The organism is Streptomyces sp. NPDC038200 (assembly GCF_055600785.1).
Map to the genome: position 1 here is coordinate 135864 of NZ_JBVJYH010000002.1, position 12836 is coordinate 148699.

A 12836-nucleotide genomic window follows, 5' to 3' on the forward strand; every position below is an offset into this window, starting at 1 on the left:
CCACCGCTCACCGCACGGCGAGCCGGGCCTGCGCCGCCCGCCACCGGCCGGTGTCGCTGAGACGGGAGCCGCACGTGGCCGGCTTCGCCCTGCCGGCGTGACGGTAATGTGAAGGTCGTCCCGCCGCTCTCGTTCCCCGGAGGTCCGAAGCCCGATGGCCCAGTCGGTGGGTATCAAGGATGTCGCCCGTGCCGCCGGAGTGTCGGTGGGCACGGTGTCCAACGTCATCAACCGCCCGGACACCGTCGCGGGCGAGACCCGGGCCCGGGTGCTGTCCGCCATCGACCGGCTGGGTTACGTCCGCAGCGAGTCGGCCCGTCAACTGCGGGCGGGCCGCAGCCGGATCATGGGGCTGCTCGTGCTCGACATGGGCAACCCGTTCTTCGTGGACGTCGCCCGCGGCGCCGAGCGGGCGGCCCGGGCGGCGGGGCTCGGCGTGATGGTGTGCAACAGCGCGCAGAACGCGGCCGAGGAGGCCGAGTACCTCTCGCTCTTCGCCGAGCAGCGGGTGCGCGGCGTGCTGCTCACGCCCGCCGAGGCCACCGGCCGCAACATCGACGCCTTCCGCCGGCACGGCATCCCGTTCGTGCTGGTCGACCGGGTCGCCGAGGGCACCACCGAGTGCTCGGTCTCCGTGGACGACGTGGCGGGCGGCGCGCTCGCCGTCCGCCACCTGGTGGACGCCGGGCACCGCTCGATCGCCTACGTCAGCGGGCCGCCCGGCCTCGACCAGGTCCGCGACCGGCGCGCTGGCGCGCTGACCGCCCTGGCGGAGGCCGGGCTCGGTCCCGAGGCGCTGCGCGAACTGCCCACCGAACGCCTCGACGTGGCCGCCGGCCGGGACGCGGGCGCCCGCCTGCTCGGCCTCGCCGACCGCCCCACCGCCGTCTTCTGCGCCAACGACCTGCTCGCCCTCGGTGTCCTTCAGGCCATGTACGCGGCCGGCGTGACCGTCCCGGACGAGCTGGGGATCGTCGGCTACGACGACATCGAGTTCGCCGCCGCGGCCGCCGTCCCCCTCACGTCCGTACGCCAGCCCGCCGTCACGCTGGGCGCCCTGGCCGCCGAACTGCTCCTGGAGGAGACCGAGCGGGGCGAGGGCGGACGGACGCACGAGCACCGCCGGGTGGTGCTCCAGCCGGAACTGGTGGTGCGCCGGTCCAGCCTCGTCGCGCGCTGACCGGAAGTTCAGTAACAATCCATGATCCCGGGGTGCGGCCCGCCCGCGGACATGTGCTGAACTGGGACGCGTCCGTACCGTCCGGCCCAGGAGACCCGTTGAGCCCCAGCTACCGCCAGCCCGGCGTCGTCCTCACCGACCACCACTTCACCGTGCCCCTCGACCACGCCGACCCGGGCGGCGAGACCATCGAGCTGTACGCCCGTGAGGCGGTGGCGAGCGACAAGGCGGGGCAGGACCTGCCCTGGCTGGTGTATCTCCAGGGGGGCCCGGGGTTTGGGGCGAATCGTTTCGTCGGGCGTCAGGCCTGGCTCGACCGGGCCCTGAAGGAGTACCGCGTCCTGCTGCTCGACCAGCGCGGCACCGGCCGCTCCACGCCCGCCACCCGGCAGACGCTCCCGCTGCGCGGCGGCCCCGCCGCCCAGGCCGACTACCTGACCCGCTTCCGCGCCGACTCGATCGTCCGCGACTGCGAGGCCATCCGCTCCCAGGTCACCGGCGGCGCGCCCTGGACCGTGCTCGGCCAGAGCTTCGGCGGCTTCTGCACGGTGTCCTACCTCTCCCTCGCCCCCGAGGGCGTGCACACCGCGATCGTCACCGGCGGCCTGCCCTCCCTGCACGCCCACGCCGACGACGTCTACCGGGCCGCCTACCCGCGCGTCGAGCGCAAGGTCACCGCGCACTACGCCCGCTACCCGCAGGACGTGGAGCGGGCCCGCCGGATCGCCGACCACCTCTTCACCCACGACGTGGTCCTGCCGAACGGCTACCGCTTCACCGTGGAGGCCTTCCAGTCCCTGGGCCTGATGCTCGGCGCGAGCGACGGCAGCCACCGGCTGCACCACCTGCTGGAGGACGCCTTCGTCCGCACACCCGGCGGCCTGGACCTCTCGGACGCCTTCCAGGAACAGGCACAGGCCCTGCTGTCGTACGCCGCGCACCCCCTCTACGCGCTCGTCCACGAGTCGATCTACGGCCAGGACACCCGCGCCACCGCCTGGGCCGCCGAACGCGTCCGCGCGGAGTTCCCGCAGTTCGACGCGGCCAAGGCGCTCACCGGGGACGGCCCGGTGCTGTTCACCGGCGAGACCGTCCACCCCTGGATGTTCGACGTCGACCCGGCCCTCAGGCCCCTGCGCGAGACGGCCGAGCTGCTGGCCGCCCGCACCGACTGGCGCCCGCTGTACGACCCCGCCCGCCTCGCCGCCAACGAGGTCCCCGTCGCCGCGGCCGTCTACCACGACGACATGTACGTCGACACCGCCCACGCGCTGGAGACCGCCCGCACCATCCGCGGCCTGCGCACCTGGGTCACCGACGAGTTCGAGCACGACGGCCTGCGCGCGGGGGCGCCCAGGGTCCTGGACCGGCTGCTTGCGCTCGCCCGCGACGAGGTGTGAGGGGGCGCGGCGCCCCGAGGAGGAGCGCGGGAAACCGCGCGACCAGCCACGACGGCGCCGCGGACGGACGGCCGCCCGGCGCGGTGCCGCCCGGCGCGCTCCTCCCGGCGGAGCGTAGGGTGCCGCTCATGACCGAGGCGAAGATCATCGAGCTGCAGCCCCTGCCCGACGACTGGCAGCGCGCCCTGGCCGTGGTGGCCCACCCCGACGACCTGGAGTACGGCTGCTCGGCGGCCGTCGCCGGCTGGACCGACGCCGGCCGCGAGGTCGCCTATGTGCTGGCCACCCGGGGCGAGGCGGGCATCGACACCGTCGACCCCGCCGTCTGCGGTCCGCTGCGCGAGCGCGAGCAGCGGGCCGGCGCGGCCGTCGTCGGGGTCACCAGCGTGGAGTTCCTCGACCACCGGGACGGCGTGATCGAGTACGGCCTCGCGCTGCGCCGCGACATCGCCGCCGCGATCCGCCGCCACCGCCCCGAACTCGTCATCACCCTCAACCACCGCGACACCTGGGGCGGTGTCGCCTGGAACACCCCCGACCACGTCGCCGTCGGCCGCGCCACCCTGGACGCCGCGGCCGACGCCGGCAACCGCTGGATCTTCCCCGAACTCGTCGAGCAGGGCCTCGAACCCTGGAACGGGGTCCGCTGGGTGGCCGTCGCCGGCTCCAGCAGCCCCACCCACGCCGTCGACGCCACGCCCGGCCTGGAACGGGCGGTGCGCTCGCTGCTCGAACACCGCACCTACATCGAGGCGTTGACCGACCAGGAACCGGAGGACTACGTCCGGGACTTCATGACGGAGACCACCGCCGCCACCGGCAAGCGGTTCGGTGGCCGACCGGCGGTGGCCTTCGAGGTGTTCGGCAGGTGAGGCGGCCCGCGGGCCCGCGCCCGGCGGTGTCACGAGCCGGCCGGTCCGGCACCGAGGGACCGGCCGTCCTCCGTCCGGGCGTGGGGTTCAGCGGCACAGGGCCCTGTCCACGACGCGGCCCATGCGCTCCTTGACCGCCTGGCTCGGCTGGACGGTCACCGCGATGCCGGCGGCGCGGCCGTCGTCGGTGGCGCCGCCTCGGGTCTCGTATCCCGTCATGCTGCCGCCGTGGCCCCAGTACACACCGCCGCACGACAGCGGCATGCTCACGATTCCCAGCCCGTACCGGGCACCGGCGGGAAAGGGGTAGCCGGCGGGGACGGTGGTGCGCATCGCGTCGAGCTGGGCCTTCGGGAGGAGGCGGCCGGCCAGCAGCGCGGTGAAGAACCGGTTCAGATCGGAGTCGGTGGACACCATCTGACCCGCGGCCCAGGCCCAGGAAGGGTCCCATTCCGTGGCGTCGACCGGGGGCCCGCCTGCCGAATCCCGGTAGTAACCCCTGGGATGGCGCTCCCGGATCGACACCTCGCCGGGGGCGGGGAAGTAGGTGTGGCGCAGTCCGGCGCGTGCGATGACACGCCGTTCGATCTCTTCGGCCAGGGGGCGGCCGGTGACCTCCTGCACGATCAGGCCGGCCACCAGGTAGTTCGTGTTGCTGTAGGCCCACTTCGCGCCGGGGGCGAAGTCGGCCTCGTGCCGGAGAGCGAGGTCGAGGAGCTCGTGGGGGTCGTAGGAGCGGATGTCGTCGCCGAGGTACTTGCTGTAGTCGGGAAGCCCGCTGTCCTGCCGCAGCAGCCGGCGAACGGTGATCCGCCGTCCGTCGATCCCGTCCCCGCGGACGACGCCGGGCAGATAGGTGTCGACCGGGGCGTCGAGCCGGATCCTCCCCTCGCCGGCCAGTTGCAGCACGACCACCGCGGTGAACGTCTTGGTGTTGCTGCCGATCCGCACCTGGCCGTCCCGGGGCACCTTCGCGCCGGTGGCCAGGTCACCGACCCCGGCGGTATAGGTACGAGTGCGGCCGTCACGGCCCTGGACGCTCGCCAGCGCGGCAGGCACGCCGTCGGTGTGCACCAGCGTGTTCAGGCCCCGCTGGACGGAGTCCGGTCCGGCCGCGGCACCTGCAGCGGGCGGCGCCACGGCGCCCGTCGTCACGAAGCCTAGGGCCATCGCGGCCGTGACCGGTACGACGCTGCGCCGGACAATCCGCCGCCCGCACGAACGGAACCTCGGCCATGCCTGCTCACGCACGAGTCGACTCCTTGAGGATGAGGGGAAATCCGGCTGTCTGTGCCGGACCCAGCATCTCGGGACGCGACCGGGCACGACGATCCTGCTGGCCGGTCAGGTCGTGGTGGGGCTGTCCCCCGGCGCGCTCAGCCGACGGGGCAGGGGGCGCCCCGGATGCGGTGTCCGCGTCAGGAGAGCGGCGGCGACGCTGCCGTCCCCACGCGGTGCCCCGAGCCCGCTCCCCGGCAGACCCACCCCGCCCGGCCGTACGGCCGGTGACCGGGCACACGCTTCCGGGTTGACCCTCCCCTTGCGTCAGGCTTGAGGCTGTGGCCGGACGAAAGGGCGGGCGAATGGGCTTCTCGGTGGGGCAGGTGGCGAGGTTCGCGGGGGTGACCGTGCGGACGCTGCACCACTACGACAAGGCGGGGCTGCTCTCGCCCGGCGAGCGCAGCCCCGCCGGCTACCGCCTCTACGGCGATGCCGACCTGGCCCGGCTGCAGCAGATCCTCTTCTACCGCGAACTGGGCTTTCCGCTCGACGAGATCGCTGTCATCCTGTGGGACCCGCAGGCGAACGCGCTGCATCATCTCCGGGAGCGGCAGCGGCGGTTGCGTGAGGAGCTCGCCCGGCTGGAACGTCTCGCGGAGGTGGCGGAGCACGCCATCGAGGTGCAGCGGACCGGCGTCACGCTCACCCCGGAGGAGCGTTTCGAGGTCTTCGGCGAGATCTCCTTCGATCTCAGCTACGCCATCGAGGCACAGCTGAAATGGCAGGACTCGGCCGTGTACCGCGAGGCGATGGCACGGGCCGAGGCCCACACCAAGGAGGACTGGCGGCAGCTGATGAGTGAGGCCGCCGCCTGGCGGGCCGAGCTGCTCGACGCCTTCGACGCGGACGAACCCGCCGACGGCGAGCGGGCGATGGACCTCGCCGAGGAGCACCGCCGTCATCTGAGCCGCTGGTTCACCTCCTGCCCGCCGGACACCCACCGGCGCATCGCGGACGACCTTGCCGCCGACCCACGCGCCTTCGCCCTCCTCGTCCCGCCGTCACAGCAGAGCCCCGGCCTCGCCGCCTATGTGAGCAAGGCGATCCACGCCAACGCCTCCCGTCGTGACGGCTCCCGCACCGATCCCGAGGAGCACCCATGAGAATCCTGATCGCCACAGCCGGATCACGCGGCGACGTCGCGCCCTACACCGGCCTGGGCGCCGAACTGGCCGACGCCGGGCACGAGGTGACGCTGGCCGCCACCGAGGGCTTCGCCTCCCTCGCCCACGGCGCCGGCCTGGGCTTCCGGCGGCTGCCCGGCGACCCGCGGGCGCACGGGGGAGCCGGTGGCCGACGGGAGCGTGAGGAAACCGGTGGCCGGCAGGGGAGCGGGGGTGCCGGTGGCCGGCGGGAGCTCATGCGCACGGCCGCCGCGTTCGTCACGGAACTGGGGCGAGGCTTCGCCGAGGCGGTCGCCGACGGCACGGATCTGCTCCTGCTGTCGGCCACGACGGCCCAGCTCGGCTGGCACCTCACGGAGGCCACCGGCATCCCCGGCCTCGGCGTGTACCTCCAGCCGACCGCGCCGACCGGCGACTTCCCGCCGGTCGTCATGGGCACCCGGTCGCTGGGGCGTGCCGGCAACCGTGCGGCCGGCCGCTTCGCCCTGCGCATGGCCGACCGCGTCTACGAGCCGGCGGTCGGCGATCTGCGCCGCCGGCTCGGGCTGCCCCCGCTGTCCGCCGCCGCGATGCGCCGGTGCCGGGAGCGGGAGAACTGGCCGGTGCTGCACGGTTTCAGCACAGCCCTCGTCCCCCGGCCCGCCGACTGGCGGACCGGCCTGGAGGTCGTCGGCACCTTCTGGCCGCACGTCGGCCCGGAGGAACGGCTGTCCGCGGAACTGGAGGACTTCCTGCGGGCCGGGCCCCGGCCCGTACTCGTCGGCTTCGGCAGCATGGCGTCCGGGGAGGGCGAGCGCCTGAGCGAGATCGCCGTACGGGCGCTGCGGCGCGCCGGGCTGCGCGGCATCCTGCAGTCCGGGGCCGCCGGGCTCGCCGCCGACGGCGACGACGTCCTCACCGTCGGCGAGGTGCCGCACGCCCTGCTGTTCCCGCGGCTGGCCGCCGTCGTCCACCACGCCGGGGCGGGCACCACGGCCGCCGCCCTGCGCGCGGGCGTGCCCGCGGTCGCGGTGCCGGTCACGGCCGACCAGCCGTTCTGGGCCGCCCGGCTCGCCTCCCTCGGAGCCGCTCCCGAACCGCTCCCGCTGGCCGCCCTCACCGTGGAACGGCTCGCCGCCGCACTCGATCTCGTCACGAGCCGGCAGGCGTACAGCGCCGCCGCCGCGCGTGCCGCGCGGCAGATGAGCGGTGAGGACGGCGCCACCCTCGTGCTCAGGACGATCGAACGGGCGGCGGGGCACCGGGGCGCACCCGCGTGACCGGGGTCGCCCGGCGGCACGCGTCGCGCCGATCGGCGGCCGCGTCGTGGCCGGCGGCCGCGGGGCCGGCAGCGGTGTGGACGACAGCCATGTGGACGACCGCCATGTGGGGGGCGGTCGCGTGGTGAACGGCGCACAGGACCGGTCCGCGGGCCTCCCCGGCGGGCCGGACGGACACGGGCGGTCGCAGGAGCGCGTCAGGCACCGGCACGGTGCACCGGGCAGCGGCCGGCGGGCTCCGCGGCGTCCTCCGGCGCGGGTCCCGCTCCGCGCAGCGCCCCCGGGGCCGCCGGACGCCGTCGCTCCAGCCGCAACCGCAGTCCCTCCGGCATCAGCGTCAGACGCTCGACGACGGCGAGCCGGTAGGCGGGGTCGGCGTGCAGCTCGTACCGGCGCAGCAGCAGGCCGAGGACCAGGGTCGCCTCGTGCAGGGCGAACTGGCGGCCGATGCAGGCCCGCGCCCCCGTGCCGAACGGCTTGAAGGTGTGCGGCGGCCGGGCCCGCACGGCGGCCGCGGTGAAGCGGTCCGGGTCGAATTGTTCGGCGTCCTCGCCCCACACCTCCGGCTCCCGGTGCAGCATCGGCGTCAGCACCAGCGCCCACGCGCCCCGGCGCATCGGGTGCTCATCGGCGAGCACGGTGTCCTGCCGGGCCTCGCGGGCGAAGGCCGGCGCGGTCGGCCACAGCCGGAGCGACTCGTCCAGCACCCGGCGGACGTAGCGCAGCTTGGCGACCTGGTCGTAGCCGGGCTGCGCGGTGTCGCCCCAGACGCGGTCCACCTCGGCGCGGGCGCGGGCGGCGATCTCGGGGTGCCGGGCGAGGTAGTGGAGGGCGAAGGAGAGCGCGCCCGAGGTGGTCTCGTGGCCCGCCACCAGAAACGTGATCACCTGCTTGCGGACGTTCTCGGCGGACAGCTTCTCCCCGGTCACCGGATGCGCGGTCGCCAGCATGCGGTCCAGCAGGTCCCCCTCGCCGCCGCCGGAGCGGCGCCGGTCGGCGACCAGGCCGTCGACCGTGCGGTCGAGGTGGGCCATGTCGGCCGCGTTCCTGCGGGCGGCGGTGCGCAGCAGCAGCGGGGCCAGCGGTCCGGGCACGCTGTTGAGTCGCTGCGCGTAGGTCAGCGTGCCGACCATCGCCGTGACGAAGGGGTGCGGTCGCTCCCGCTCGAAGGAGCCGAAGTCGTGCCCGAAGCCGGTCCGCGCGATCGTCTCCAGGGTCAGCCGGGTCATGTCGCCGGGCACGTCCACGGTGTGCCCGGCCGCCAGCCGCCGGTCCCAGTGGTCGGTCAGCCGGCCGGCGACCGCCAGCATCATCCCGTGGTAGCCCTCCATGGCCTCCCGGCTGAACCCGGGTGCCAGGACGTCGTGCGCCAGCTGCCAGTTGGGCTCGTGGTTGTAGGCGGTGAACAGGCCGTCGCCGGCCACCGGCCGCAGATTGGCCACCCCCAGCCCGACGTGCTTGGCGAACCGGTTCTCGTCCGCGAGGTCGGCGACCAGCTCCGCGCCCCACACGAACACGAACTCCTTGCCGAAGGCCCGGCGCCGGAAGATCGGGCCCAGGTCGCGGGCGAAGCGCATCGAGTCCTGGAGCGGGGTGTGCCGGTCGGCGCCGAGCACATCGCCGAGCAGGGGCAGCCGGCGCGGCGGATGCGGGATGCGGTGCAGCTCGGGCCAGCCCTGCTCGGCGCTGCGGAACCCCTTCGGCAGCCCGGTCCCGGTGGTCTCCGTCGTCTCCGCCATGGCGCGATCTCCCTTGATCCAGCGGATGGTTGCCGCAGTGACGCGCTCGTGTTGTACGTGAGTTCAATAACGCGTTCCAGTGTGGTCCCCCTGTTGAATCGACGTCAAGTAAGGTGACGCCATGCCCGCGAACCAGGGGGGACCCGCCCGGCGCCGACTGAGTACCGGGGAACGTCGTGAGCAGTTGCTGTCGGTCGGCGCGCGGCTGTTCTCGGAGAGCCCGTACGACGACGTGTGGATCGAGCAGGTCGCCGAGATCGCCGGGGTCTCACGCGGGCTGCTGTACCACTACTTCCCGACCAAGCGGGACTTCTTCGCCGCCGTCGTGGAGCGGGAGAGCGCGCGCATGCTGCGCATGACGGAGGCCGTGCCCGGGGTGCCGGTGCGCGAGCAGCTCACCGCAGGTCTCGACGTCTACCTCGGCTACGTCCAGGCCCACGCCCATGGCTTCCGTGCCTTCCACCGCGCCGACGCGGCCGGGGACCAGGCCGTGCGCCGGGTCTACCGGCAGGCCCTGGCCGCGCAGGAGCGGCAGATCCTGGCCGCGCTCGCCGCCGACCCGGAGTTCGGGCCCGTCGTGGAGACCGCCGCGCAGGTGCGGCTCGCGGTGCGCGGCTGGCTCGCCTTCACCACCGCCGTCTGTCTCGAATGGCTGCGCGGCGAGGGCGAGCTGAGCCGGGAGCAGGTGCGCGACCTGTGTGCCCGCGCCCTGCTGGGCGCCCTCGCGTGATCCCGCCCGCCGGTGGCGCGTGGTTGGCGTGCGCCCCGATCTTCGATAGGTTAGGCAAGGCTTACCTAAGGAGGGCTCGGGATGGGTGACACGCAGGACTGGACGGCCGCCCCCGGCGCGGCGGAACGGGCACGCTCGGTGCTCGCCGCCGCATGGTCGTGCGCGGTGACGGCGGACGGTGTGCGCGAGGAGTACGTGGGCGCGCACACGGTGACCGGCGACGGCGCGGTACGGCTGGCGGTGCCCGACGACAGCGGACTGTTCGGCGCGGTCCTGTGCGCCCCGCGCCAAGAGCCCTCCGCCCTGCTGGAGTTCGCCGACGTCGCCCCCGTGCCGGTGCGCCACCGCGTCCGGGCCCGGCTCTGGCTCTCCGGCTGGTTCGCCCCGTCCGAGGGCGCCCTGCTCTTCCGGCCCACCCGCGTGGTGCTCCGTCGGTCCTCCGGGCCCGTGGTGGTCGACCTGGACGAGTTCACCGCCGCGCGCCCCGACCCCCTCGCCGGCGCCGAGGCCCGGCTGCTCACCCACCTCGCCGACGCCCACCCGGACGCCGTCGAGCGGCTCACCCGCCTGGTGCGGCCGGAGAGCCTGCACGCCGCGACCCGGGTGGCGCCGCTCGCCGTCGACCGCCATGGACTGACCCTGCGCATCGAGCGCACCCGCGCCCACGGTGACGTACGGCTGCCCTTCCACGCGCCCGCCGACGACGTCGCCCAGCTCACCGAACGCATGCACGCCCTGCTGGCCCAGGCCGTCGCCGCCGCCTGCCCCCGCGCGCTACAGCGGCAGCGCGCAGACGGCGACGGGTGACGCGAACGGCTCACCGGCCCGCCGGAGTTCGCCGCTGTCCGCGTCGACCCGGAAGACGGTGACCGTGCCGGAGCGCTGGTTCGCCGCGAACAGCAGCCGGCCGTCGGGCGAGCACGCGATCTGCCGCGGGAAGTCCCCGCCCACCGGCACGGTGCCGAGCAGGCGCAGCCGGGCCCCGTCGGCTTCGACGGCGTACCGCGCGAGGCTGTTGTGGCCCCGGTTGGCGAGGAACGCCCACCGGCCGTTCGCCGTCACCAGGATCTGCGCCGGGTAGTTCGTGCCGCCGCCCGACCCGGTGGGCTGCGGCTCGCCGACGTTCAGCCGGCCGGACCGGGGGTCGTAGCCGCACACCGTCACGGTGTCGTCCACCTCGTTGGCCAGATAGGCGTACCGGCCGCCCGGATGGAAGGTCAGATGGCGCGGCCCCGCGCCGGGCCGGGTGTGCGCCTGTGCCACCTCCGTGAGCGTCCCCTTCGCCCGGTCGAGGCGGTAGGAGTAGACGGTGTCGGTGCCGAGGTCCACGGCGAGGACGTGCCCGCCGTCCGGACTCGTCAGGACCTGGTGGGCGTGCGGGCCCTGCTGGCCCGGTCCGGGCGCCGGAGAGGAGTGCGTGACCAGACCGGTGCGTTCGCCCAGGGCGCCCGAGGCGTCGATCGGGTGCACGGCGACACTGCCCGAGCCGTAGTTGGCGCTGAGCAGCCAGCGCCCGGTGGGATCCACCGACAGATGGCAGGGGGCCGCGCCGCCCGTGCTCCGGGTGCCGAGGACCCGTCGGTCCGCGAGGCGTACGGCCGTCACCCCGCCGTCCTCCCGCTCGTCCACCGCGTACAGCGTGCGGCCGTCCGGGTGCACCGCGAGATACGACGGGTCCGGGACGCCGGCGAGCGTACCCACCCCCGTGATCGCGCCCGTCTCCCGGTCGTACGACGCCAGGCCGATGCCGGTGCCGCCGCCGTCGGCGGAGGTGTAGGTGCCCACGTACAGCGGGCGCGGCCCGGCCGGCTTCTCCGTCGGCGCGGCGGCCCTCGGTCCGCTCCGGGGGGCCGGGGCGGCCTCGGGCGGGGCCGCCGGGGACGGCACCGCCACCACGGCCGCCGTGCCGGCCACGGCACCGACGAACCGGCGCCTGGTCCAGCCGCCGCCGTGTGCCCGGTTCCCTCGGGAGGAGGGCGATCCCTCGCCCGCCGTCCGTGCCTCCGTGTCCATGCCGCACCTCAGGTCGTCGGTCGCCCCGCTCGTGACAGCCACCTTGGCCCGCGCCCACCGCCAAGGGCAAGCCCGGCAACGGCTGTTGCACATCGTGCAACCGCGTCGGCGGGTGTCGGCGGCCCTACCACTGCCCGTCCTCGACCGGTTCGCCCGGTGCGTCCTTCAGCGGTGTCACCTGGCCGGGGGACGGCGCCTGCCACGGGTCCAGGTCGTCCCCGAGCCACTCGCCGACCGGCGTGACGCCCTCCAGCGTCGGCGTCGGGGCGAGGTCCTCGGCGTCCTCGTCGTAGTAGTCGTACCAGGGCAGGCCCGCCCGGGTGTACGCCGCCCGGTCCACGGGCGACGGCGGGGGCTCCTCGCCGGTGATCCGGCGCCACTCCGGGGGCGTGACCAGGTGCACGAACACCCGCCCGGCCGGTTCCCCCGCCCAGTCCCGCAGCGGCCGGTCGTCCCGGTACACCTCCTGCCGCATCGAGCCGCCGACGCCCAGCCCCATGGCCGCGGCGCGCCGCCGGGGTGCGGCTCCCGGGGGCGGGGGACCGCCGAAGGGCGCGGCGGGCGGGGGCGGCGGCGCGCCGGGAGCCCCGCCGGGCGCGGGGCCGCCGGGTGCCGCCGCGGCCATGGGCGCGGCGCCGTACCCACCGAACACGGGGGCCGGGCCCGCCTGCCGCGCGCGCTCCCGCTCCCGGCGCCGCCACTCGGCGAGGACGTCCTCCTGCAGCGGGAACGACTGGAGCTGGATCCCGCCCCACACCTCCTCGCCGGTGACCTGCCCCTCCACGGTCGCACCCAGCCCCAGCGGCACGGCCACGAACTGGCGGACCGTGCCCTTGCCGGAGTTGATGCCGTCCAGCCAGGGCTGGCGCGGCAGCACCACGTAGTTCTGCGGACGGCGGGACAGCCGGTCGCGCCACGGCTTGCCGGACACCGCGCACACCTTGCCCACGCCGACCTGGAGCGCGGCCGGCTCCGCCGTACCGGCGAAACTCAGCCACATCGCCTCGCGCAGATACACCGGCAGCATCACGCCGCCGCGCGCCCGCCATTCCTCCGGCACCCGGTCGGCGTGGTCGGCCACCCGCCGGACGGGGAACTCGCCCAGCCCCGGCGGCAGCGGATGCGTGCCGTTCTCCGGCAGCCGCAGCGTGCGCACGAACCGCACCGCCACCCCGCCCGGCAGCCGCAGTGTGTTCCCGTCGATCCGGACTCCGGAACCCGTCATCCGCTCGCCCCCT

Annotated in this window: 11 protein-coding genes; 7 read left to right on the forward strand and 4 right to left on the reverse strand. The window is 75.0% G+C overall.

Annotated elements, in window-relative coordinates:
• The first annotated feature begins 154 nt into the window (after positions 1-154).
• From ACZ7KF_RS05810 to ACZ7KF_RS05820, 3 genes are all read left to right on the forward strand, one after another.
• Positions 155-1180 (forward strand): LacI family DNA-binding transcriptional regulator, encoded by a 1026-nt coding sequence (locus ACZ7KF_RS05810; RefSeq protein ID WP_471069700.1) that lies wholly within the window; start codon positions 155-157, stop codon positions 1178-1180.
• A gap of 98 nt (positions 1181-1278) precedes the next feature.
• Complete coding sequence (locus ACZ7KF_RS05815; protein WP_471069701.1) at positions 1279-2580, forward strand: alpha/beta fold hydrolase; 1302 nt, start codon at positions 1279-1281, stop codon at positions 2578-2580.
• A 128-nt stretch (positions 2581-2708) separates the two neighbouring features.
• Positions 2709-3452: a PIG-L deacetylase family protein gene (locus tag ACZ7KF_RS05820; protein WP_471069702.1), complete on the forward strand. Its 744-nt coding sequence runs from the start codon at positions 2709-2711 to the stop codon at positions 3450-3452.
• A gap of 87 nt (positions 3453-3539) precedes the next feature.
• Here ACZ7KF_RS05820 and ACZ7KF_RS05825 read toward each other — a convergent pair whose 3' ends face one another.
• Positions 3540-4622 (reverse strand): serine hydrolase domain-containing protein, encoded by a 1083-nt coding sequence (locus tag ACZ7KF_RS05825; RefSeq protein WP_471070014.1) that lies wholly within the window; start codon positions 4620-4622, stop codon positions 3540-3542.
• A 413-nt stretch (positions 4623-5035) separates the two neighbouring features.
• On the opposite strand from ACZ7KF_RS05825, the gene ACZ7KF_RS05830 reads away from it, so the two are divergent.
• Positions 5036-5836 (forward strand): MerR family transcriptional regulator, encoded by an 801-nt coding sequence (locus tag ACZ7KF_RS05830; RefSeq protein WP_471070015.1) that lies wholly within the window; start codon positions 5036-5038, stop codon positions 5834-5836.
• On the forward strand, positions 5833-7116 hold the full coding sequence (locus ACZ7KF_RS05835; RefSeq protein ID WP_471069703.1) for a glycosyltransferase: 1284 nt from the start codon (positions 5833-5835) through the stop codon (positions 7114-7116). The genes ACZ7KF_RS05830 and ACZ7KF_RS05835 overlap by 4 nt, the downstream gene beginning before the upstream one ends.
• A gap of 197 nt (positions 7117-7313) precedes the next feature.
• Here ACZ7KF_RS05835 and ACZ7KF_RS05840 read toward each other — a convergent pair whose 3' ends face one another.
• A complete protein-coding gene (locus tag ACZ7KF_RS05840) occupies positions 7314-8855 on the reverse strand; it encodes a cytochrome P450 (RefSeq protein ID WP_471069704.1) in 1542 nt (513 codons plus the stop codon).
• 121 nt (positions 8856-8976) lie between these two features.
• Between ACZ7KF_RS05840 and ACZ7KF_RS05845 the strand changes: the two genes are divergently transcribed.
• A complete protein-coding gene (locus ACZ7KF_RS05845; RefSeq protein WP_471069705.1) occupies positions 8977-9585 on the forward strand; it encodes a TetR/AcrR family transcriptional regulator in 609 nt (202 codons plus the stop codon).
• 81 nt (positions 9586-9666) lie between these two features.
• Complete coding sequence (locus ACZ7KF_RS05850; protein WP_471069706.1) at positions 9667-10392, forward strand: DUF2470 domain-containing protein; 726 nt, start codon at positions 9667-9669, stop codon at positions 10390-10392.
• Here ACZ7KF_RS05850 and ACZ7KF_RS05855 read toward each other — a convergent pair.
• A complete protein-coding gene (locus ACZ7KF_RS05855) occupies positions 10360-11598 on the reverse strand; it encodes a lactonase family protein (protein ID WP_471069707.1) in 1239 nt (412 codons plus the stop codon). The two genes, ACZ7KF_RS05850 and ACZ7KF_RS05855, sit on opposite strands and share 33 nt — an antisense overlap.
• A 124-nt stretch (positions 11599-11722) precedes the next feature.
• Entirely contained in the window at positions 11723-12823 is a 1101-nt protein-coding gene (locus tag ACZ7KF_RS05860) for a hypothetical protein (protein ID WP_471069708.1), read from the reverse strand.
• Between the last annotated feature and the right edge of the window lie 13 nt (positions 12824-12836).

What these genes read in the sequence shown, in the direction of transcription:
- ACZ7KF_RS05810 (WP_471069700.1), top strand. Translation starts at nt 155, where the DNA reads ATGGCCCAGTCGGTGGGTATCAAGGATGTCGCCCGTGCCGCCGGAGTG.
- ACZ7KF_RS05820 (WP_471069702.1), top strand. Translation starts at nt 2,709, where the DNA reads ATGACCGAGGCGAAGATCATCGAGCTGCAGCCCCTGCCCGACGACTGG.
- ACZ7KF_RS05825 (WP_471070014.1), bottom strand. Translation starts at nt 4,622, where the DNA reads ATGGCCCTAGGCTTCGTGACGACGGGCGCCGTGGCGCCGCCCGCTGCA.
- ACZ7KF_RS05830 (WP_471070015.1), top strand. Translation starts at nt 5,036, where the DNA reads ATGGGCTTCTCGGTGGGGCAGGTGGCGAGGTTCGCGGGGGTGACCGTG.
- ACZ7KF_RS05835 (WP_471069703.1), top strand. Translation starts at nt 5,833, where the DNA reads ATGAGAATCCTGATCGCCACAGCCGGATCACGCGGCGACGTCGCGCCC.
- ACZ7KF_RS05840 (WP_471069704.1), bottom strand. Translation starts at nt 8,855, where the DNA reads ATGGCGGAGACGACGGAGACCACCGGGACCGGGCTGCCGAAGGGGTTC.
- ACZ7KF_RS05845 (WP_471069705.1), top strand. Translation starts at nt 8,977, where the DNA reads ATGCCCGCGAACCAGGGGGGACCCGCCCGGCGCCGACTGAGTACCGGG.
- ACZ7KF_RS05850 (WP_471069706.1), top strand. Translation starts at nt 9,667, where the DNA reads ATGGGTGACACGCAGGACTGGACGGCCGCCCCCGGCGCGGCGGAACGG.
- ACZ7KF_RS05855 (WP_471069707.1), bottom strand. Translation starts at nt 11,598, where the DNA reads ATGGACACGGAGGCACGGACGGCGGGCGAGGGATCGCCCTCCTCCCGA.
- ACZ7KF_RS05860 (WP_471069708.1), bottom strand. Translation starts at nt 12,823, where the DNA reads ATGACGGGTTCCGGAGTCCGGATCGACGGGAACACACTGCGGCTGCCG.